This is a genomic window from Streptomyces sp. NPDC060209, from assembly GCF_042728155.1.
Classification (GTDB): Bacteria; Actinomycetota; Actinomycetes; order Streptomycetales; family Streptomycetaceae; genus Streptomyces.
Genome location: NZ_JBHWZS010000145.1, coordinates 1 through 20,432 on the forward strand (window position 1 = coordinate 1; position 20,432 = coordinate 20,432).

Annotated in this window: 24 protein-coding genes; 11 read left to right on the forward strand and 13 right to left on the reverse strand. The window is 68.2% G+C overall.

Going from position 1 to position 20,432, the window contains the following annotated elements:
- The 3 genes from ACFWFI_RS25050 to ACFWFI_RS25060 all read right to left on the reverse strand — a co-directional run.
- A partial coding sequence (locus ACFWFI_RS25050; RefSeq protein ID WP_387394260.1) for an ATP-binding cassette domain-containing protein occupies positions 1–360 on the reverse strand: 360 nt, incomplete at its 3' end.
- An 82-nt stretch (positions 361–442) separates the two neighbouring features.
- Complete coding sequence (locus tag ACFWFI_RS25055) at positions 443–1,291, reverse strand: DUF4097 family beta strand repeat-containing protein (RefSeq protein WP_387394219.1); 849 nt, start codon at positions 1,289–1,291, stop codon at positions 443–445.
- A gap of 82 nt (positions 1,292–1,373) precedes the next feature.
- Entirely contained in the window at positions 1,374–1,892 is a 519-nt protein-coding gene (locus ACFWFI_RS25060; RefSeq protein WP_387394221.1) for a toxin-antitoxin system HicB family antitoxin, read from the reverse strand.
- A gap of 428 nt (positions 1,893–2,320) precedes the next feature.
- Between ACFWFI_RS25060 and ACFWFI_RS25065 the strand changes: the two genes are divergently transcribed.
- Positions 2,321–2,662 (forward strand): hypothetical protein, encoded by a 342-nt coding sequence (locus ACFWFI_RS25065; protein ID WP_387394223.1) that lies wholly within the window; start codon positions 2,321–2,323, stop codon positions 2,660–2,662.
- A 128-nt stretch (positions 2,663–2,790) separates the two neighbouring features.
- Entirely contained in the window at positions 2,791–2,937 is a 147-nt protein-coding gene (locus ACFWFI_RS25070) for a hypothetical protein (protein ID WP_387394225.1), read from the forward strand.
- 90 nt (positions 2,938–3,027) lie between these two features.
- Here the strand turns inward: ACFWFI_RS25070 and ACFWFI_RS25075 are convergent, their stop codons facing one another.
- Positions 3,028–4,026 (reverse strand): ArsR family transcriptional regulator, encoded by a 999-nt coding sequence (locus tag ACFWFI_RS25075; RefSeq protein WP_387394226.1) that lies wholly within the window; start codon positions 4,024–4,026, stop codon positions 3,028–3,030.
- A gap of 297 nt (positions 4,027–4,323) precedes the next feature.
- Between ACFWFI_RS25075 and ACFWFI_RS25080 the strand changes: the two genes are divergently transcribed.
- Positions 4,324–4,770, forward strand: a complete 447-nt coding sequence (locus ACFWFI_RS25080; protein ID WP_387394228.1) for a TIGR03618 family F420-dependent PPOX class oxidoreductase — start codon at positions 4,324–4,326, stop codon at positions 4,768–4,770.
- Between the two features lie 90 nt (positions 4,771–4,860).
- On the opposite strand, the gene ACFWFI_RS25085 is transcribed toward ACFWFI_RS25080, so the two are convergent.
- From ACFWFI_RS25085 to ACFWFI_RS25095, 3 genes are all read right to left on the reverse strand, one after another.
- Positions 4,861–5,883 (reverse strand): nucleotidyl transferase AbiEii/AbiGii toxin family protein, encoded by a 1,023-nt coding sequence (locus ACFWFI_RS25085; RefSeq protein WP_387394230.1) that lies wholly within the window; start codon positions 5,881–5,883, stop codon positions 4,861–4,863.
- Positions 5,880–6,491: a hypothetical protein gene (locus ACFWFI_RS25090; RefSeq protein ID WP_387394232.1), complete on the reverse strand. Its 612-nt coding sequence runs from the start codon at positions 6,489–6,491 to the stop codon at positions 5,880–5,882. Before ACFWFI_RS25090 ends, ACFWFI_RS25085 begins: the two co-directional genes overlap by 4 nt.
- 350 nt (positions 6,492–6,841) lie before the next feature.
- The gene (locus ACFWFI_RS25095) at positions 6,842–7,678 is read right to left on the reverse strand and encodes an EamA family transporter (RefSeq protein WP_387394262.1); all 837 of its coding nucleotides are present in this window, start codon (positions 7,676–7,678) and stop codon (positions 6,842–6,844) included.
- 161 nt (positions 7,679–7,839) lie between these two features.
- On the opposite strand from ACFWFI_RS25095, the gene ACFWFI_RS25100 reads away from it, so the two are divergent.
- The 4 genes from ACFWFI_RS25100 (at position 7,840) to ACFWFI_RS25115 (ending at position 10,719) form a co-directional block, all read left to right on the forward strand.
- On the forward strand, positions 7,840–8,736 hold the full coding sequence (locus ACFWFI_RS25100; protein WP_387394234.1) for a LysR family transcriptional regulator: 897 nt from the start codon (positions 7,840–7,842) through the stop codon (positions 8,734–8,736).
- A 267-nt stretch (positions 8,737–9,003) separates the two neighbouring features.
- Positions 9,004–9,591, forward strand: a complete 588-nt coding sequence (locus ACFWFI_RS25105) for a hypothetical protein (protein WP_387394236.1) — start codon at positions 9,004–9,006, stop codon at positions 9,589–9,591.
- 64 nt (positions 9,592–9,655) lie between these two features.
- Positions 9,656–10,195, forward strand: coding sequence for a winged helix-turn-helix domain-containing protein (locus ACFWFI_RS25110; protein WP_387394238.1), 540 nt, complete (start codon positions 9,656–9,658; stop codon positions 10,193–10,195).
- Entirely contained in the window at positions 10,192–10,719 is a 528-nt protein-coding gene (locus ACFWFI_RS25115) for a transposase (RefSeq protein WP_387394264.1), read from the forward strand. The genes ACFWFI_RS25110 and ACFWFI_RS25115 overlap by 4 nt, the downstream gene beginning before the upstream one ends.
- Positions 10,720–10,786: 67 nt before the next feature.
- Here the strand turns inward: ACFWFI_RS25115 and ACFWFI_RS25120 are convergent, their stop codons facing one another.
- The 3 genes from ACFWFI_RS25120 to ACFWFI_RS25130 form a co-directional block, all read right to left on the reverse strand.
- Positions 10,787–11,281: a P-loop nucleotide/nucleoside kinase family protein gene (locus ACFWFI_RS25120; RefSeq protein WP_387394240.1), complete on the reverse strand. Its 495-nt coding sequence runs from the start codon at positions 11,279–11,281 to the stop codon at positions 10,787–10,789.
- A 331-nt stretch (positions 11,282–11,612) separates the two neighbouring features.
- Positions 11,613–12,161 carry a GNAT family N-acetyltransferase gene (locus ACFWFI_RS25125; RefSeq protein WP_387394242.1) on the reverse strand — a complete coding sequence of 183 codons (549 nt, stop codon included), beginning with the start codon at positions 12,159–12,161 and terminating at the stop codon, positions 11,613–11,615.
- Positions 12,162–12,369: 208 nt separating this feature from the next.
- Positions 12,370–12,870 (reverse strand): GNAT family N-acetyltransferase, encoded by a 501-nt coding sequence (locus ACFWFI_RS25130; RefSeq protein WP_387394244.1) that lies wholly within the window; start codon positions 12,868–12,870, stop codon positions 12,370–12,372.
- Between the two features lie 344 nt (positions 12,871–13,214).
- On the opposite strand from ACFWFI_RS25130, the gene ACFWFI_RS25135 reads away from it, so the two are divergent.
- Complete coding sequence (locus ACFWFI_RS25135) at positions 13,215–13,529, forward strand: hypothetical protein (protein WP_387394246.1); 315 nt, start codon at positions 13,215–13,217, stop codon at positions 13,527–13,529.
- A gap of 62 nt (positions 13,530–13,591) precedes the next feature.
- Here ACFWFI_RS25135 and ACFWFI_RS25140 read toward each other — a convergent pair whose 3' ends face one another.
- Together ACFWFI_RS25140 and ACFWFI_RS25145 are read right to left on the reverse strand one after the other, a co-directional pair.
- Complete coding sequence (locus tag ACFWFI_RS25140) at positions 13,592–14,122, reverse strand: hypothetical protein (RefSeq protein ID WP_387394248.1); 531 nt, start codon at positions 14,120–14,122, stop codon at positions 13,592–13,594.
- 278 nt (positions 14,123–14,400) lie between these two features.
- Complete coding sequence (locus tag ACFWFI_RS25145; RefSeq protein ID WP_387394250.1) at positions 14,401–15,123, reverse strand: FadR/GntR family transcriptional regulator; 723 nt, start codon at positions 15,121–15,123, stop codon at positions 14,401–14,403.
- 196 nt (positions 15,124–15,319) lie between these two features.
- Between ACFWFI_RS25145 and ACFWFI_RS25150 the strand changes: the two genes are divergently transcribed.
- The 3 genes from ACFWFI_RS25150 to ACFWFI_RS25160 all read left to right on the forward strand — a co-directional run bounded on the left by ACFWFI_RS25150 (position 15,320) and on the right by ACFWFI_RS25160 (position 19,721).
- Complete coding sequence (locus tag ACFWFI_RS25150) at positions 15,320–16,585, forward strand: SLC13 family permease (protein WP_387394252.1); 1,266 nt, start codon at positions 15,320–15,322, stop codon at positions 16,583–16,585.
- A gap of 63 nt (positions 16,586–16,648) precedes the next feature.
- Positions 16,649–18,106, forward strand: coding sequence for an acyl-CoA synthetase (locus tag ACFWFI_RS25155; protein WP_387394254.1), 1,458 nt, complete (start codon positions 16,649–16,651; stop codon positions 18,104–18,106).
- 325 nt (positions 18,107–18,431) lie between these two features.
- Positions 18,432–19,721, forward strand: a complete 1,290-nt coding sequence (locus ACFWFI_RS25160; RefSeq protein WP_387394256.1) for an SGNH/GDSL hydrolase family protein — start codon at positions 18,432–18,434, stop codon at positions 19,719–19,721.
- A gap of 48 nt (positions 19,722–19,769) precedes the next feature.
- On the opposite strand, the gene ACFWFI_RS25165 is transcribed toward ACFWFI_RS25160, so the two are convergent.
- Positions 19,770–20,432: C40 family peptidase (locus ACFWFI_RS25165; RefSeq protein WP_387394258.1), on the reverse strand; the 663-nt coding region annotated here is incomplete at its 5' end.

Sequence of the window (20,432 nt, forward strand, 5' to 3'; positions counted from 1 at the left end):
CTTGGGCAGGTGGTGCAGGTCGGCCATGAGGAGCATGTTCTCCTCGCCGGTGATCAGCCCGTCGACGGCGGAGAACTGCCCGGTGACACCGATCGCGGCCCGCACCCCGTCCGGTGACGTGGAGATGTCGTGACCGGCGACCTGTGCCTGTCCGCCGTCGGCGGAGATGAGCGTGGAGAGGATCTTCACGGCGGTGGTCTTGCCGGCGCCGTTCGGGCCGAGCAGTGCGAAGACGGACCCGGCCGGGATGCGCAGGTCGATGCCGTCGAGGACGGTCTTGTCACCATAGGACTTGCGCAGTCCGACGGTGGATACAGCGACGGGCGACGGGTGACCGTCGTGCTGCCTGGATGTGGGCATGACAGAACTGGACATGAAGCTCTCCTCTTCGAAGGCTGAAGTGGCGGCGGAGGGATGGTGAGTTGAGGTCGTCTCTACGGGATCAGGCCTTGGTGCGCCGGATGTCGATGTTGCCGTGCCGGGTGCGGGCGCGGATCTTGACGGTGTCCTCGGTCTTCTCCGGAGTCTCGGACGCGGTGAGCGCGTTTCGTACCTGCCCGGAGCCCGAGTGGACGTGGAGCCATGTGTCCGTGCCCTCGCGGACGCCGATGTCGATGGCGCCGTAGTCGGTATCCAACTGCACGGTTCCGCGGGCCACTTCGCCCAAGCGCAGAGTGCCGTGGGCGGTGGTTGCGGTGACCGAGTCCCCGGCGCGCCGGATTTCGATGTCGCCGTTGGCGCCGCTTACTCGCAGCTCGCGGGCCACGGCCTCAACGGTCGTGGTGCCGTGTGAGTTCTTCAGGACGGCGGGGCCGTCGACGTGGCCGACGCGCAAGCTGCCGGAGCTGGTGGTGATTTCGGCCGTGCCCTCGACTCGGTCCACGGTGATCGATCCGTGTGACGCCTTCAACTGCAGGGGGCCGGTGGTGTCGAGGCGGACGTCGCCGGACGAGGTCTTCACCTGGACCTTGCCGAGCCGGCCCTCCCCGAGCACCTGGGCCCACGCCCCGGTCATGTCGATGTGCGAGCCCGTGGGGAGTTCGACCGTGATGTCGACGATGCCTGTGCGGCCGAGGCCGAACAGGTTGGACTTGGGTGTGCTGACGGTCAGTACGCCGCTCGCGTACGTGACCTCGGTCTGGTCGACCGTCCGAACGTCCAGGTCCTTCTTCGGGTCGCGGGGTCGAACCTCGACGACCGTGTCGAGACGGTCGCCCGCGGCGAACTGAATGGAACCTGCCTCCACGTGCGCCGTGGCCGAGATCGGTTCGGGAGTGTCGAAAGAGGGCATGGCTGTCCCGTTCTCCTGGGTCCTCAGGGCGTCCCCGCTGGTGGGGCGTGGTGTGGGTGAATTGGTGCGGGGCGGGGCGCGGCTAGCGCACCCAGCCCGTGAAGCTCTGTCCGATGGTCTGGGCCTTCTCCGTCGTACGCGGCGGGGTGCCGCCGTCGACCGCGGCCGACACGGCGCGCACCAGCCACGCGTTGACCGACAGGCCCTCGCGGGTTGCGGCCTCCTCGGCGCGGGCCTTCAGGTGGGCCGGCAGGCGCAGGTTGACGCGGGCGGTGCCGCCCTCGTCGCCGTCGGAAGGGTCGGAGGTCTTGAGCGGTTCCACGGATGCGGACGGCTCCGTGAAGGCGCCGTCGTCGGCGGGCGGGAGTGTCACCACGAAGTCGGGGTCGAGGCCGCGCAGCCGCACGTCGACCGAGCCGGGGGCGAGTTCGCGGGTGATCTCGTCCGTCGCGGCGGAGAGCACGCCGAGCATGGCCAGCCGGGTCGCCGACTCCAGGGGCGCGGTGAGCCTCTCTGCCAGCTCGCGGGCTTCGTGGCCGCCGACTTCGGCAGCCACCGCGAGTTCGCGGCGGAGGGTGTCGACATACGGCGTGAGGTCCATGACGCCATAATGGCACCATGATGGCGCCACGCGCAAGATGTGAGGGCGGTGTTGCCGGGGCGGCCGCTGACGCAATGACCTGACCTGTGAAAATGCGCTGGTACTTCCATGGGGGATGCGGGTGCCATGCGTGCTCGCGTGTGTTCGGGGTGAGGAGCGGAGCCTGGTGGCACCGGATGGCGCCAGATGGCGCGGAATGGTGCCAAGTCGCGTCACCCGGCGTCATGCGATGTCAGTCGGATGCGCAAGTGGGAGGCCACTCCCTGCCGGATCGGCCCGATGGCAGATCGCGAGGCGTGCATTACGCCGTCGAACTGCGGGCTCCATGCCTGGCCGCCCGCGTCGACGAGGCGGTCGCCCGGGGCGAACCGGGCGGGCTGCCGTGTAGCGGGGCGGAATCTGCGCCCGGGTGGGGCAGCATGAGGCACATGGATTCACCTGCCCAGCCGGAGCGGACACCCGATGGCCGGTACATCGTGGTGAAGGGTCGGCGATGGCGGGCGACGGACCCGGAGATTCCCGAGGATGTCGCCGCCGATCTGCGTCGGCACCTCATGGCAGCCCGGCGCGCGGTAGCCGCCTCGCGGCGGAACGAGGACACGGCAGCCGAGGGACTGGCCCGAAGCCGCGTGCAAACGGCAAAGGTGGCGCTCGGCGAGCGCGGCACTCCGTGGTGGGAGCAGTCCATCACCGAGCGGCGCAAACGCTGGGAAGACGGTGCCACCGAACTCGGAGCCGACCAGCCGGGGGAGGGCCACACCGCATCCTAGGGTTCGCATTGGGCCGGAGTTCCGACTGGGCGCCCTGGGCGAAGCTCAGGCGAGTAGCGCGTTGAACGGCAGTCAGGGGACAGACCGCTTGGGCGCTGCACGCTCCTGAGCGAAGGGGAAGACAACGCATGCTCACCAACGTCGCCCACGTGCCGGCCGGACCTATCGGCGCGGGCATCGTCTACATCGGCACGCGTGCCTTTTGGGCGCCGCAGGCCGCAGTTGGCTTCGGCATTCCCGGCACGTCGACCGAGGACCGCAACTTCCAGGCCTGACTGACCGTCTGTCCGACGTCGTTCAGGGAGGTGGTGGACCTCATTTCATGCAGTGAGTCTGCGGTGGCACAATTCCCCGAGATTCCGGCCTCAGCCCGGTTTCCTTGTGCCCGCCCGGAGCAGCGATGCCCCCGCCGGCGTAAGGGTGTGCAGCACGGCCGGGCCGTTCCTGACGGTGGTGATGAGGGCCGCGTCGCGCAACGCGGTGGCGTGACGGCTGGCCGAGGAGGCCGAGACCCCGGCAGCACGGGCGATCTCAGTGGTCGTGGCGCCGGTGGCCGCGGCGCGCAGAGCCACCGCGCGAGCGCGCCCGAGGAGGGCGATCAAGGGCCTGTCGCCGCTGTGCGGGGCATCCACCGCGCTCGGTTCGTGGAGCAGCGAGTACCAGAGCACGGGCGGCAGTTGCGGATTGGCGAAGGCGACGGGTTCGCCCCAGTTGAAGTGCGAGGGGACGAGCGTGAGCCCCCGGCCGTCCAGATACAGATCCCGGTCGGCGGCCTGCTTGGGATAACTGACCTCCAGGACAGGGGGAGACCAGCGCAGCATGGGCCCGAGACCCGAGAGCATGCCCTCGACCCCGCCGTCCAGGAGACCACGGCAGCGTGCCGCCCGCTCCGCCTCGATCCGGGCCTGCGTCTGTTCCGCGTACGGGGCGACGACCGCGTCATAGTACGCGCGCAGCATCCCCACGAACTCCCTGCGCGCCTCCAGCCGGGCCAGACGCCCGGCCCACAACGGGGCTCCCACAGTCCGGTCGAGGATGGCCATTTCATCGAGGACCCGTTGCGGAGGGGTGGCCACAATCGATTCCATTCCCATGGCCAGATCGCCCACGGCGTCGGCGGGTGTCAGGAAGTCCGGGAAGTACGCGGCTCTCGGATACAGAGGCAGCAGAACGCTCCGCAGGACACGCTCGAGCCCCTTCTCCCGCAGTTGTTGCCGCCCTGTGCGGTACCACTCGGCGTAGGCCCACCGCCCGTGCCGCGACTGTAATCGGTGCAGACTCGCGGCGATCTCCCAGACCGGATCAGGCGCGGCAGCGATCCTGGTTCTCGCCAGATCCGCGTCATTGAAGTGAATGCGGAGCATGTCGTCCCCCTCTTTGCTCGGCTTTTGCACCGTCAGGCAACAGTCTTGGTTCGTCATGTCCGGCCGGGTGATCGTAGGTCCCGGAAATCAAGACGCGATAAACAGACGTTTGACGGACATGGGGTGCATGTTCATTCGCGTCTGCGCCAGCGTCCCGATCGCCGCCACCGCCGTCTGCGTCGTTGCGAAAGGCCCAGCCGGCCGCCTGCGACCGGCGGCACCAAACGTTCGGCGCGGCCGTCGCCATTCCCGGATCCCCTGAGTCGTCCTGCCGATCGTGGTTGGTAGCCTCCAAAGATGACTGCGATCTTCGACGAAGCCGTCCGCGCGCGACTGCAAGCCCCTCATATCTGGTACGTCGGCACCGTGTTTGCCGACGGAGCGCCGCAGGTCAGCCCGATGTGGGTCGATCTGGAGGGGGAGGGCGAGCTCTCGTTCAACACCTCGGTGGGCCGGGTGAAGGAGGAGAACCTGCGCCGTGACCCCCGCGTATACCTCTCGCACGCGGACGCCGCCGATCCCTTCGACCGCGTGCAGATCAGTGGCGAGGTGGTCCGCTTCATCGAGGGCGAGGAGGCGCACGACCGGATGGATCGCTTGGCCCGGAAGTACCTGGGCAGCGAGCGGTTCGAGTGGACCATGCCGGGGGAGCAGCGGGTGGCGGTGATCGTGCGCCCGATCAAGGTGCGACACGTCGTCGGGGTGGAGCGGTTCCGGCCTGGCGGCCCCGTTCCCGCTCCCTGACCGGCGCGCCCGGGCCCAGCCGCCTTTCAGGCCTGGCCCGCGGTCGGACGGGCCCCCGATCCGCCGCCGGGCAGGACAGCCGCCCCCTGATCAGCCGGCATTCCCGGGCGCGGGGTCGTCGGCAAACGTCGATGTCAGCGCCGCCTGAAGACGCGCGGTGAATTCCCTTTCGCGTCCTGCGAACTGCGGGTACTCGTCGGCGAAGTGATGCCACTCGACGTAGCGCAGGGCGTCGGCCACGTCCTCACCCAGTACCTGCTTCCGCCCGAGTACGGGCCACTCGCCGGCCAGCTGGAACACCTTCTGGAGCAAGGCGTTCGGCAGCGCGTACCGTTCGGCCAGCAGGACGGCGTCGTAGAGGTCCTTGCCCTGCGACCAGCCGTCGTTGACCAGCCACATCACCTTCCACGCCAGTGACAGTGCGGGGGTCGCCCCTTGAGCCAGCCCGCCGGAAGGCAGTTGGATCCGCTCCGGTGGGTCCGGGAGAGGCTCGCCGAAGACGAAGTCCAGCTGCACCCAGCCGCCCGGTGTGCCAGGGGCGCGCCAGGGCAGCATCATTCGGCGTCCGGGCACCCGCTCGTAGGTCCAGATCTCCTCGCACACGGCCCCCGCTGCGTCGATCCGAACGCCGTCCGGGTGAGCGGCAGCCTGGGCCTCGGCGGCCGCCGCGACACCGGCCAGCAGCGCCGAGGTCTGCTCCTCCTCCATCCGCCACGACGGGGGAACGACCACGAAGTCCAGATCGCCCGGCTCCCGTGCCTGCTCACCGAACCACAAGGCCATCAGCACACTGCCCCGCAGCACCAGGGACCGTGCCCACCGCGAGGCGGCCACCCCGTCCCGTACAGCTGCAAGCGCCTCTGAACGGGCGGTCTGCCAGACACGCGTTGCCTCAGGTGAGGGGAAAGCAGGATCGGAGGCGCGGAAGGCGTACGGGAACTGTTTGAGCGCCGGATCGAAAACCTCCTTCTGCCTCGCCTCGGCATCGATCACCCGCAGCAGTGTCCGGGGCACCTTGGCTGTCGAACGCGCGTGGGCGGACCTCACCACAGCCGGCGCGTGCCCGCCCTGCCCGCCGACAGCGCTCGCTCCCGCGTCGTATTCCGCGCTCATACCGGCTCCAACCACCCCTCGTCGAGCCCCGCACCACTGTCCAGCAGCACGTACTCCCGCTCTACTTCGACCACCTCGTACGCCCTCAACTCCGAGAGCAGCGCATGCAATGCCGACTCTGCACGCCCTGCCCCAACCCCGTGGCAGCGCTGCGTGACAAACCGCTCCTCCCCACCGTCCGCGCGCCGCCTCCGTGCGTTCCACGAGACATGGGCCCCGTGTCGTACAGCCAGAGCGACCAAGGCTTCAGTGGTGTACGACGGGTCGAGCAGGAGCTTCACATGGTGCTCGAAATAGCGCTCGTAAGCCGCTGCCGGTACGTCGGCGTCGGTCTGAGGCACCTCCGTTGCCCATGGCACACACTCGACCTTCACCCGCGCCACGACGAATCCGTCTTCCGCGAGGGTCTCCACGACCTTCCGCACGGCGGCGACCTCCTCGCGGAAGGACGCCCGCGTCCCACGCAACGTCAGCATCGGTTGCGAGGCGGTCCGCCCCCGGGCCAGCTCGATGTGCGTGAACTTCACACCGCTGCGGTGCTCTGCCCACTGCTCCAGTCCGTGCAGCTTCTGCCCGTCGCACAGCACTGTCATATGGCTCTCGTACACCGCTGCAGCATGCCTCAACCCGGCCTGGCCGGCACCCGGATATTTGTGGGCCTGTTCGTCTCCAGGGGATCAGGCCGGGAGCGGCGTGAACGTCATCGCACGGCCCCTCACAGCTCTGTGCGCAACGACCGCAGGCGCTCGGCGATGCCGTACGAGTCCAGGCGCAGGGCGCGGACGTCTTCGTTCAGGGCGCGCCACAGCTCGTAATCCGTGTCCACCTGTTCACCGGAGGCCTCCAGGTAGGCGATGGCTACGCCGTACCCGTAGGCCTCGTTCCGGGCGGGGAGAGGGCGCAGCAGGAGGCACGCGCCGAGCGCGCCGAAGGGTACCGCCGTGCATGATCCCGAGCGTCACGTGGCACGTCTGATCTTCGTGGTGGGGGAGGCCGCCGTGAGGGCGACGGTGTTCGCGCCGACGATCACGAGAATCGCGGCCCAGGCGGCTGAGTCGAGATGCTGGTCCAGCACGACAAGACCCACGACGGCGGCGAAGACCGGGTTGACACTCATGAATACGCCGAAGAAGTGCGCCGGGACACGCCGTAGTGCGAGCAGATCGGCAAGGAACGGCACAGCCGAGGACAGGACTCCGGCAGCAAGCGCGCAGGCGAGAGCAGCAGGGGTAGGGGGATGCTGCCAGAGCACGAGGGCGCCGATGGGGATGTAGAGCGCGCCCGAGACGGCCGCAGCCGCTGCCGAGCCCTCCAGACCGGGCAGGCGACGGCCGACGGTGCGGTTGAGCAGGATGTAGCAGCCCCAGCACACCGCGGCGAGCAGCGCCAGGCCGATGCCGAGGTAGTCGGTGGAAGGAGAAGGGCGGGCGAGCACGGCGACCGCGGCTGCTGCCGCCACTGCGCACAGGGCGTCGGTCCGGCGGCGGGATCCGGCCAGTGCCACCGTCAGCGGACCGAGGAACTCCAGAGTGACAGCCAGCCCGAGCCCTATGCGATCGATCGCCGTGTACAGGGACAGGTTCATCGCGGCGAACACCAGGGCCAGCCCCAGCACCGGCCGCCACTGTGCTGCGCTGAACGACCGCAGGCGCGGCCTGCCGACCGCCCACAGCACTCCAGCGGCTACCCACTGGCGGACCGCGACAACCCCCACCGGGCCGATCACCGGGAAGGCCAGTGCCGCCACAGATGCCCCGACCTGGTTGGACAGCCCGCTGCCCACCATCAGCACCATCCCTCCGAGGTGGCTTGCTCCCCGACCGGGTGGGTCGCCGTCCGCGGCGGCGGGAACTCGCCCGACGGCATCCTGTGAGGTTCTCAGCACCATGTGCTCACCGTGCGGGCTCCACCGGCATGCGCAAAATGCATCCATGCCACTACCGATACGCTGAGCGTATGGATACGCGCCGCGGAAACCCCGCAGGGATGGAGCTGAAGCACCTGCGCTGCCTGGCTGCCATCATCGACACCGGCAGCTTCACCGACGCCGGACTTGAGCTGGGCGTTTCGCAGGCCGCTGTCTCCCGCAACCTGCTCGCCCTGGAAGAGATCCTCGGGGTGCGCCTGCTGTACCGCACCAGCCGAGCGGTCGCCCCCACCCCCGCCGGGGTACAGGTTCTCGCCCGTGCCCGGCTTCTGCTCTCCGGCGCCGAGGAGCTCGTCACCGAAGCGGCCGCGGGCCATGCCCGCCTGCACATCGGCCACGCCTGGTCCGCCTTCGGCCGCCACACCACCGAGTTCCAACGCCGCTGGCACCACAGCCACCCCGAGACCGAACTCCGGCTCATCCGCCACAACGCCCCCACCGGCGGGCTCGCCGAAGGGCTGTGCGACCTCGCTGTCATCCGTGCCCCACTCGATCTCAAGCCCTGGTCGCATGCGCTCATCGGCAACGAACGACGTGTCGTCGCCCTGGCCTCCGACGATCCGTGGGCTCGCCGCCGCAGCGTCCGCTTGGATGAAATCGCCACTCGCGCCCTCGCCATCGACCGCCGAACGGGCACGACCACCATGAATCTGTGGTCCGACACCGCACAGCCCGGCGTGGAGTACACCCACGACATCGACGACTGGCTCGCAGCCATCGCCACCGGCCGCTGCGTCGGCGTCACTCCCCAGGCCACCGCGGCCCAGTACCGCCGTGACGGCATCACCTACCGCCCCCTGCGCGATGCCGCTCCCGTGCCGGTCCACCTCATCTGGCGCCGCCAGGACGCCCACCCGGCCACTCACGCCGCAGTCGCTCTCGCCATCGATCTCTACCGCGAAAAGCAGCAGGCTCCGACACGTTGATCTGCCGTACGCCGACCGCCGAGGCAGCAATGGGCACTCTGTGTTGCGGGCGCGGGCCAAGATCGCGGCGGTGCGGCAAGACCACTGCCGAGCCGTGGCGGCGTATACGCAGTGGAGCGCGGGAGCTCGTGACGCCCACCGGTCTCAGCCTCCTGCCCATCCGCAGGATCTGCGGCGTAGGACCTCGGGCGAGAATCGGAACGGACCGTGAGCCTGACAGCTCACCTGACAGCTCATGATCTTCGACCTGATTGAGGAGGAGGCCATATGATGTTCCGGGAACATGTGGAGCGGATCGCGAGCGACATCATCGGGGAGTTTCCGGCAGACGGCGGGATCTACGCGGTGACGTTCCGGATCGACAGCGTCGATCAGGATCCGCGGTTTCCGTACGTGGCGATCGGCTACACGACCGAGGCCCACGTCGCGGAACAAGCCGATGCGGCATCGGATTCCTGGGAAGCGCGCTGGAGTTATGCGTTCTTCCCGCAGACTGGGCTTGAAGGTGTAAGGACCGTCGGGCGTGATCCGGACGGTGCGGAAACGCACCGGCGGGGGGCGGAATTCCGAGGGCTCTGGTACGAGGACGACGACGAGCCGGGTGACCGCGATGAGCGACTCGTCGAGTGGTTCTACGAGGTGTGCGTCGGAGCGGCTCGGCACCTCCACGAGAGCGGGCGGATCACGAAGGTGCTGGGACGGCCGGTCCCGGTGATCCTTTACGACATGTTCGACCCGGACGCGATGTTCGAGCTGACCTCGGACGCCAATCCGGCGGGGCTGGTCGCGGAGTTCATGACCGAGGACCCGGGTCGGCCGGCGCAGGGAGAAGAGTCCGCTTCGAGTGGCTACTGAACTTGATTGGGTGATGTCGGGCTGTTCGCCTGACAGGGCCGAGTCGGGTCGGTAGTTGTGTGGTGTGCAATACGCGCAGGGCGGCGGTTCGACGGACGCCAGGAGAGCCGCGAGGGAGCGGGTCCGGCTGGAGGCAGTCGGTCGTTTCGAGGGCGACGCGAAGAGCAAGGAGATCGCGGCCGCGCTGCGGGTCAGTGAACGGTCGGTGGAGCGCTGGCGCCGTCAGTGGCGGGAGTCTGGCGAGGAGGGTGTCCGGTCGAAGGGCTCACCAGGTCGCCCGAGGCTGTCCGCCGTACAAATAACGTGGCTCGAGCGTGAGTTGGAGCGTGGTCCGCTTGCTCATGGGTGGGCGGATCAGCGGTGGACGCTGGCGCGGGTGAAGACGTTGATCGGGCGGTTGTTCCACGTCGGCTACACGGTGGAGGGGACATGGCGGCTGCTGAAGCGTCATGGCTGGTCCTGGCAGCAGCCGGCCCGCAGGGCAATCGAACGTGACGACGAAGCAGTGGAGTTGTGGAAGAAGGAGGTATGGCCGCAGGTAAAAGCACGGCGGCGGCCCGCGGAGCCTGGATCGTCTGCGAGGACGAGGCCGGCCAGTCGCTGAGGCCGCCACGCGCGAGGTCTTGGGGCCGGGTCGGCCGGACTCCGGTAGTCCGCGTCCGGGGACGGGGTTCGGGACGGGTTTCGATGGCGGGAATGGTCTGCTTCCGCCCCGGAGACCGCTCCCGGCTGATCTACAGCTTCCGCGTCCACCGGGGCCGAAAGGGCGAACCCAAGGGCTTCACCTGGCAGGACTACCGCGACCTCATCGTGCGGGCGCACAACCAGCTCAAAGGCCCCATCGTCCTGATCTGGGACAACCTGCGCACCCATCTCATGCCGCAGATGAAGGACTTCATCACCGCGAACGAGGACTGGCTGACCGTCTTCCATTTCCCGTCCTACGCACCTGACCTCAACCCGCAGGAAGGCATCTGGTCCCTGGTGAAACGGACGATCGGCAACCTCGCCGCCGCGAACCTCGACCAACTCGCCACCGCTGTGAAACGCAACCTCAAGAAGATCCAGTACCGGCCGCACCTCATCGACGGCTGCCTTGTCGGCGCCGGCCTGGCGCTGGACACCTGATCTGGCCTGGCTGTCGACCGTGACCTGGACCTGCGTGACCGAGAAGCATCTCAGCCAGGGATCTTTGTCAGGCTGAGGTTGGAAGTATTGGGGGCTCTTCACCCTCGCCCACAGGGGCTTCGGAGTGCTCGGCGATCCAGGCCAGCGTCTCTGGCGAAATCACGCCGTGTTCCGTTTCGTTGTTTCGCTTGGCCAGTCGCAGCAACAACTCATCGTGATCAGCCTGGAAGTGGACGAGCCGCCACCTGGCGCCATGCTCCGTGACCAACTGCTTGTAGTCGTCCCTGACCGCGCGGGTGCCCAGACCGTGATCCAGCACTACCGAACGGCTTTCCTGTAGGAGCGCGACAAGCTGCCGCTGAACGTCCTCAATCACGGGAGCCTGAAGCGCGAGGTGTTCGTGCTCGGCGTGGTCCTTGCCGATCCGTCCATGCCGAGCTGTCATTTGGTCATCCACTGAGAGACGGACGACACCGTCTCGTGCCAACGCCTTCGCGAAGGTGGTCTTACCCGAGCCGGGCATGCCGGTAAGTAGCCAAACGACAGGCTGAAGATCACTCATCCGGCTGACCCTAACGGTCCCGGCGCCCTGCAACGAACCGGATTCCGACCGCCCGGACACACGGTCACACCGTCGAGCAAGGCTTGCGGAGCACGATGAGCCGCACGCCCGACATCACCCAATCAAGTTTAGTAGCGGAGAGCGGAGTGCGCCCTGCGCTGGCGCAGCCCAGTTCGAGGGTCGGAGCACAGCCGACGCACCTGTGGCCGGATCGGATTCCATGAGCCGCACTCCAGGGGCGCTGCGTGCGCAAGGATCTCCATTTCGGACTGTCGGGCACCGACCCCGGCGTCCGCGTGCCCAGCCCAGGCCTTCTGCATCATGCTGCAGCTCAACCGGACGGCGTGACCGAGGACCACACACCGAACCACTGCTCGGCGCCGTATTCCTCGAACCGCTCCACCTCGGTGAACCCCAGCTTCGCCGCGAGGCGCATCGCGCGGCCGTTGGCGCTCTGGGTGCAGAGCCCCACCGGCTCGCCGGGAAGTGCGTCGGCGAACCAGTCGAGTGCCGCTGCGCACGCCTCGGCGGCGTACCCGTGTCCCCACGCTTCCGGCAGGAACATGTAACCGAGCTCGGCCTCCCCGGCATCCGGACGGACGTGACCCGGACGCTCTGTGTCGCGCCGATCGAGCGTGATCATACCGATCATCACTCCGTCGAGATCGATCACGAAAAGGCCAGGGCGCCGCCCGGGCACCTCAGGCACCACGCGTTCGAGCTCCGGACGTGGTCGAGGGCCACCGAGATGGATGCCCACCTCTGGCGATGCGAACAGTTCGATGAACGCCGCACGGTCTCGGGCCTCGGACTCCCGGAGCACGAGCCGTTCGGTTCTTATCGGAGCATGCGGCCAGGTGACGGGGCCGAGTCCAGTCATGTCAGGCAACCTATCGGACGCCCGTGAGAGTGATCCGAAAGAGAAGGCCTCGCAGTGCTTCGTCAGGTTCTGCGGGCAGCGGGCGGCAGCAGGTGGTGCAGGTGTGGTCCAGCCCTTCAGCGGGCCCAGGGCCTGATGGAGCGTCAGGCCGACGTGTGGACTTGTGGGTCGAGCCGTCCGAGGGCGAGGAATGCCTGGGCCGTCGGTGTCACACTGCGCGCTGCATGCACACCAGTTGGTCCCGTTCATCCCATGACTCGGTGACGGTGAAGCCGAGACGTTCGTAAAGGGCGATGGCCCCCGTCCGCCATTTCCACACCGACAGCCGCACACCGCTCACGCCGCTTTCCGCAGCATGCGCAAGCGCGACGCCGAGCAGGCCGGACGCGAGGCCCCGGCCCCGGAACGCCGGGTCCGTCCAGAGCCGCTTGATCTCCGACCGTCCACCGTCGGGGGCGGTCACCACCAGGCACCCCACGACGGTGTCCCCGATCAGGGACAGCAGCACGACATCGTCGACGAACGCGGTCCGCGGGTCCGAGATTTCTGCCCGGTAGCGGTCAGGCAACCCGTCCACGTCGGCGACGGCCTCGCCCTTCTCAGCCTCCGTCCTCAGATGGTAAGCCGCCAACAACCCGGACAGCCCGTCCTCGGCGGAAAGGGCTCGGCCCGGCCGGCGGACGATAGCGACCCCGCGTTGATCAGTCATAACGTCAGGATCACATGACACGTGGCAGACGCTGCATGAGCCCTCTGGGCCACTTCCGATACACGCCTCGGATAGGCATTGACCTGGGCGAAGCTGTGGCTCGATACGATCGTGTCCAGGGTGAACCCCTGGCTCGAGCGGGTTCCCGAGTCACTGTGACGCCGCTTCACGGCCATTCGTTGATGGCCGCGACCGCCACCGGCGAACAGCCAAGCGGTGACTGGGCACAGAGCCCGACGCCGGGCAACTGACCGACACGCCAACTCATGGACAAGCCCGTGCTGCGAATGTCATGATCACGATTGTGTCCGATATTCGTCATCGGCGTGCAGAGAGTGAAGAGCATGAGGCTTTATCTCGCCATCCCCGTTGTCCTGCTGGCGCTGCTCATTGCCGCGTCCGGCGTAGCGGCGATTGCGAAAGGCTGGGTGATGCCTACATACCGGCGGCCGGTGCGCCGCCTTCGGCTTTTCGGCTGGGGCCAGTTGGTGGTGGCTCTCGCTCTGTGCATGCAAGCGTTCTTCTTGCTGGCGTTCAGCGCTACCGCCGCTCGCCAGTGGGGGAGCATGACCGCAAGCTTGCTTCTGCCCGCCGGCCTCGTCGTGATGGCCATCAGTCAGCGGGCGGGCGGTAACCAGCGGGTCAGCGCCAAGCGCTGAAGGTGTCCGTCGGGCATTCACGGTCGACTCAAGCCAGCGCCGAACCAGCCCCGCCACTGAGATCAGAGCTTCCCGCTGACCATCCGTATGCGGTGGCCGAGAGCTCGGCCGAGTTCGGCGACGAACTCGGGGCGTAGGCGGGCCGCGTTCCAGATCTCGAAGCCGAGGTGGCCGCAGGCGAAGCGGTCGTCCTGCCACGTCCACTCGGGCAGCGGTTCCCCACGCCCGCATGCCGAGCATCGCAGCTCGGTGGAGCCGGTCCCGTTCCAGGCGACCAGGGCCTCCAGCCCGGACCTTTCGTCAGCCGGCGCCGAGCAGTTCGGGCAGACAGGGACGCCGGAGGAGCCCAGGCTGCCCCAGAACACGGTCCGGCCCCGGATGACAGCGAGCCCATCGGTTCCATGGCCCGGCCACTCTGTGACGTCGTCCCACCGCCGCCCCGGCGAGTACACCGGCCTGCCGAGCATCTCGTACGTCTGCTCAGCGAGCACGATCTTCTCGTCGACCAGCCACGCCACCGCCCTGGACGCGAGCGTCTCCACGTCCTCGGGCACCGCGTCGACGTCGACGATCGTCTGGAAGCAGTCCCCCATCAGCCCTCACCCTGGCGATCACTACCGTGAATGTCCGCAAGGCGCATGCTGTCAGACGGTTCTGACCGGCACGACGGTGGGAGCGAGGTGATCCGGGAGAAACGCCCTGGCTGCGGACGTCGAAAGCTCGACGAGCCCCGTTGTGGGGCCACGCGCGATCGTTCCGCGTCCTTGCCCTCCCGCTGTCTCGGCCACTCCTGCACCCGACAGCTCCGCGCGCAGCACGCCCCTCCCCGCAACGCTCACAGGAGCAGGGCCTGGGCCTCAGCGGGCACGGTTCACGATGTCCCGTCGGTGGCGTCCGGTTCGGGGTTCCAGTCCAGGAGCCTCACCTTCGCGACGGTCCGGACATGGCGCCGCATCGCCGCGGCCGCAGCCTTGCCGCGCTGTTCCTCGATCGCATCGAGGATCACCTGATGCTGGCTCAGGGAGCGGCCCGGTCGGCGGGGCTGGCGGAGGGACTCGTGCCTGCTCTCGGTGATCTGATCGGCGATGGCCTGCATGAACTCGGCGAGCAACGCGCTGTGGGCGGCCGCCGTCACGGCGGCGTGGAAGCGCCGGTCGCCTTCGATGCCGTGGCCGCCGTCCGCGATCTCCGCGGCCATGTGGGCGAGCGATGCTCTCAGCGCGGTCAAGTCCTGCTCGGTGCGCCGCTCTGCCGCGAGTTCGGCGAGTTTCGTCTCCAGCGCCTCGCGTGCCTCCAGTACGTCGGGCAGCCTGCGCCGGCGTTCGACGAGCCGTTCGACGGGTTCGGCATCCAGCCCGTTTCCGAGGAGATAGGTGCCGCCTCCGTGCCGCACCTCGACGAGCCCCTGCACCTGGAGGACGACGATGGCCTGCTTCACCGAAGCCCGGGAGACTCCCAGGCGCTGAGCGAGGTCGCGCTCCGGCGGCAGCCTGTCTCCAGCCACCAGACCGCTCTCGGCGGCATACGAGCGCAGCCGGTCGAGTACCTGCTCGTACAGTCGTGTACGCCCCATAGGCCGCAGTGCGTCGGACATCCCCTGCCCCTGTTCCGGAGGGCCCCCGCGCCCTCTTGGCATCGGCAGCCTAGCAGCGCCCAGTGGTCCGGAGGCTGAACCAATTCTTGCGTCCCCCCTTGACGGCTGTTGCCCGTACCTCGACTCTGAGTGCCGTCAACAGGCGAAGTGGTTCATCCACTAGACCAATAGGGTCAGCCCAGGACGGGAGCCCGCAATGTCCGCGGAACTCATCTCCATCCTTGTACTCGTGGCGGTCTTCGCGATCGCCACCACCCGTTCGATCAATATGGGCGCGCTCGCCTTCGCTGCCGCATTCGCGGTGGGCGAGCTGGCCGCCGACCTGGACGCGGACGGCATCTTCGCCGGGTTCCCCGGAGATCTTTTCGTCGTCCTGGTAGGCGTCACCTACTTGTTCGCGATCGCCCGGGCAAACGGCACCACGGACTGGCTGGTGCATGCGTCCATACGCCTGGTCGGCGGGCGTATCGCCCTCATCCCCTGGGTGATGTTCGTGATCACCGGGGCACTGACGGCGATCGGCGCGGTCAGCCCGGCAGCGGTGGCGATCGTCGCACCGATCGCTCTGAGCTTCGCCGCCCGTTACGGCATCAGCCCGCTTCTGATGGGCGCGATGGTGGTGCACGGAGCGCAGGGCGGCGGCTTCTCCCCGATCAGCATCTACGGCTCGATCGTGAACGGCATCGTGGAGCGCGAGAACCTGCCGGGCAACGAGATCGCGCTGTTCCTCGCCTCTCTGGTCGCCAACGTGCTCATCGCCGGGGTGGTGTTCGTGCTGTTCGGCGGCCTGAAGCTGGCCCGGCACCGCACGGCGGAGAGTGACGACGACTCATCCGGGCCTGCTGCGGAGGAGGGGAGCACCCGTCTCGACGCGCCCCGCACAGCAACCCTTTTCGCGCTCCTCACTCTGGTCGTCGCCGTACTCGTCTTCGATCTGGACGCGGGTCTGACCGCCATCACGCTCGCTGTGCTTATCAGCGCCGTGTGGCCGGACACCAGCCGCAAGGCGGTCGGCGCGATCGCCTGGCCCACCGTGCTGCTCATCTGCGGCGTACTGACCTATGTCGGGGTGCTCGAGGAGATGGGCACGATCAAGTGGGCCGGGGAGGGAGTCGGAGGCATCGGAGTGCCGCTGCTCGCTGCCCTGCTGCTGTGCTACATCGGCGCGATCGTATCGGCGTTCGCCTCGTCGGTCGGCATCATGGGCGCGCTGATCCCGCTGGCCGTGCCGTTCCTCGCACAAGGAGAGATCGGGGCGGTGGGAATGATCGCTGCGCTGGCGGTGTCGGCGACCGTGGTGGACGTCAGCCCCTTCTCGACCAACGGCGCGCTCGTTCTCGCCGCGGCGCCGGATGTCGATCGAGAACGCTTCTTCAGGCAGTTGATGGTGTACGGCGGGGTCGTCGTCGCGGTAGTGCCCGCCGCGGCCTGGCTCGTCCTGGTGGTGCCAGGATTCGGGTGACTCCCAGCTGACCCTGGCTACGGCTTTCGATCTCTTGCCGGTCCGGTGATTGGAGTACGACGCGTGAACGCCCCCACAGAACTGTTCCCCGCGCTGGCCGAGAGCGGTTCGCGCCCCGCCCTGCAATTCGGTGACCGGACCCTGTCGTACGCCGAACTCGCTGCGTCGGCCGGTTTCCTTGCCGCGAGCATGGGCGCGGTCCGCCGAGTCGCCGTGTGGGCCACGCCGACTCCGGAGACCGCGGTCGGTGTGGTGGCGGCGCTCCTCGCCGGAGTGCCCGCGGTGCCGCTCAATCCGCGGATCGGCGGGCGCGAACTGGCACACATAGTGGCCGACAGCGCGCCGTCACTGGTCCTTGCTGCGGCAGGTGACGAACTCCCTCCCGTGCTGAACGGACTTCCTCGTAGGGATATTGACGCAGCCGGGGGACCGGCGGGCGCGCCACGCGTCGAGCCCGGCCCCGACCACCCGGCACTCATCGTCTACACCTCCGGTACAACCGGCCCGCCCAAGGGTGCCGTCCTGCCGCGACGAGCCCTGACCAGCACGCTGGATGCGCTTCAGGACGCCTGGAAATGGGACGCCGACGATGTGCTGGTGCACGCGCTGCCCCTGTTCCACGTGCACGGGCTGGTTCTCGGCATCCTCGGGCCGCTGCGACGCGGGGGATCGGTTCGTCACCTGGGCCGGTTCACTACCGAAGGGGTGGCACGGGAGCTGAACGCCGGAGCCACGATGCTTTTCGGGGTTCCGACCATGTACCACCGCATCGCCGATGCCCTCTCCGCTGGGCCCGGTGACGCTGCGCTCGCCGAGGCGCTGTCCGGTGCGCGCCTGCTCGTGTCGGGATCGGCCGCGCTTCCGGCGCGCGACCACGAACGAATCGCGGCGGCGACGGGCCGGTCCGTCATCGAGCGGTACGGGATGACGGAAACCCTGATGAACACCAGTGTGCGCGTGGACGGTGAGCCTCGGGCCGGGGCCGTCGGAGTGCCCTTGCGCGGCGTCGAGTTGCGGCTCGTCGACGAGGCGGACGTACCAGTCGGCTCGGGGCCGGACGCCGTCGGTGAGATCCAGGTGCGTGGCCCGAACCTCTTCACCGAGTATCTCAACCGTCCCGAAGCCACAGCTGAGGCTTTCACCGAGGACGGCTGGTTCCGCACCGGAGACATGGCGATCCGCGACCGGGACGGTTACGTCCGGATCGTCGGCCGTAAAGCGACCGATCTCATCAAGAGCGGCGGCTACAAGATCGGTGCGGGTGAGATCGAGAACGCGCTGATGGATTACCCCGGTGTGAGGGACGTGGCTGTGACAGGCGAGCCGGACGCCGACCTCGGCGAGCGGATCGTGGCCTGGATCGTCCCGGCGGACCCCCAACACAGTCCGGACAAAGACGAGTTGGCCGACCATGTGGCTGCTCAGCTCGCCCCGCACAAGCGGCCGCGGACCGTGCGCTACCTGACCCAGCTCCCTCGCAACGAGCTCGGCAAGATCATGAAGCGGGCTCTCCGTGAGTGAGACCGCGAGGCGGACGAGGCAGGCGCAGGAGGCCCGACGCGCATGACGGCACGTGAAGCCCTCGCTGCCGCGGCCGACACCGGCATGCGGCTGCCCGCACCCTCGGGTATGGGCGGGGCCGCTCGACCGGAGGGCTACGGCGTCTCCCGTCGGAGCGCAGCCGGGCGGACGGGTGAAGCGGAGTCCGTGGTGTGCGCCGCCGACATCGGGGGCGTCTCCGTGCTGTGGGACCACAGGCCACACAGCACGGAACCCCCTTCCCTTCTCCTCACGGAAAGGCAAGTCCTTGATCAATTCACTCCTCGTCAGAGTCCGCGGCCGCCGTTTGCCGCTCACCAGACGCATCTCGATCGCCTTGGCCACCACCTCGATAGCGGCAGCCCTGGCCGTCTCGGTCTCGACGACGAACGCCGCGGGTGACACGGCATCCGGACAACGACCCGGCGCGCGGGACTGGTTCACGTCCTGGGCCGGCCCACAGCACGACCTCGCCCCAACCCCGTTGCGGGATCAGACCGTTCGCATGATCACTCACCTCAGCCAGGGAGGTGACGCAGTGCGCATCCGGATCCAGAACACGTTCGGCACGACCCCCCTCACCGTGGACGCCGCCACTGTGGGACCCACGGACGGAAAGAGCGCTGCGACACAAGGGCGCCCCCGCCCCGTCACCTTCGCCGGCCGGCATGAAGCCGTCATCCCTGCCGGCGGCGAGCTCTGGAGTGACGCCACCACTCTGACGACCCGCGCCCAGGGCGACGTCGCGGTCTCCCTGTCCATCTCCGGCACCGTCGTCCCGGGCCGGCACCAGACCGCCTTCCGCACCAACTACCTGACCGAACCCGGCACCGGCGACCACACCCACGACACGAGCGCCGCCGCCTACACGGAGACGACCGAGTCCACCTACCTGGTCACCGCCGTGGACGTACACAACCCGCGGTTGAAGGGAAGCCTCGTCGCCTACGGGAGCTCCGTGGTCGACGGGGTCGGATCCACCGACTGCGGCCCCGGCTGCACACAACTCGGGAACAACCGCCGATGGACCGACGACCTCGCCCGGCGGATCACCACGGAACTGCCCCCCACACGCCAGCTCGCAGTAGCCAACGCCGGCGTCAACGGCACCACCAGCGCCGCCGACTGCCCGAAGCTCGCTGAACCCTTGCGCGGACTGGACGCGCGGTCACGCCTGCAGAGAGACGTCCTGGCCCTTCACGGAGTCACCGCGGTCCTCTACTACTACGGCACCAACGACCTGCCCGCCGGATGCGACGCCCAGCAGGTACTGGCGAGCTACCGCGATACCTTCCGACGTCTGCACGCTGCCGGGATCAAGGTGTACGTCACTCCGGTGACCCCGCGCCCGAGCTATACCGATGAGCACAACAGAATTCGCTACACCATCAACTCGTTCGTCTCGAAGTGGAACAACTGCAGCGGAACCTGCGACGGCATCATGGGCTTCGACCAGGTGCTCAAGGACCCATTGAAGCCGAACGCCATCAACCCGCCCTACGACACCGGGGACGGAATCCACGCGAACATCTCCGGTCAGCAGGCACTGGCCGATACCCTCTCGCTGCCGATGCTCGCCTCATCCGTACACCGGTGACGACGTCTTGCGCATGCCACGAGAGGGCGCACCCCCGTCAGGGCGTGATCAGATGCGCACCGCGGCCTGGTAGGAGCCGATGGTGTTCATCGACTCGTAGCGGACGTAGGCGCCCGGGTACGGGGCGTGCAGCACGGTGTTGTTCCCCGCGTACAGACCCACGTGCGAGGTGTTGCTGAAGAAGACCAGGTCGCCCGGCTTCAGCTGGCTTCGTGCGATACGGGTGCCCTGGTTTATCTGGGTGTATGTGGTGCGGGTTATCTGGGCACCGGCCTGGGCGTAGGCCCACTGGGTCAGGCCCGAGCAGTCGAAGGAGTCGGGGCCCGTGGCGGTGCGGACATACGGCTTGCCGATCCGGGTGTCGGCGGCCTGGAGTGCGGCGGCGCCGAGCGCGGATGCCGGGACCTCGTTGCCGAGGTCGACCCGGTCACCGGCGGCGCGGCTGGTTCGCTGCTCCTCCTTGGCCATCTTGGCGCGCTCAGCGGTAGTCAGGGTGTTGAGCAGCTTCTGGGCGTCGGCGAGCTTGCTCTGGAACTTCTGCTTGTTCGTGCCGAGCGTCGTGCGGACTTCGGCGAGGTCGTTGAGCTTGGCCTGCGCCTCCTTGCGCTGCTGCGCTAGGGTGCGCTGCTTCGCCTGGATCTTCTGCAGCGACTCGGCCTGCTTGGCCGTCAGCTGGTCGAGCGCGGACGCCTGGTCGAGGAAGCTGTCCGG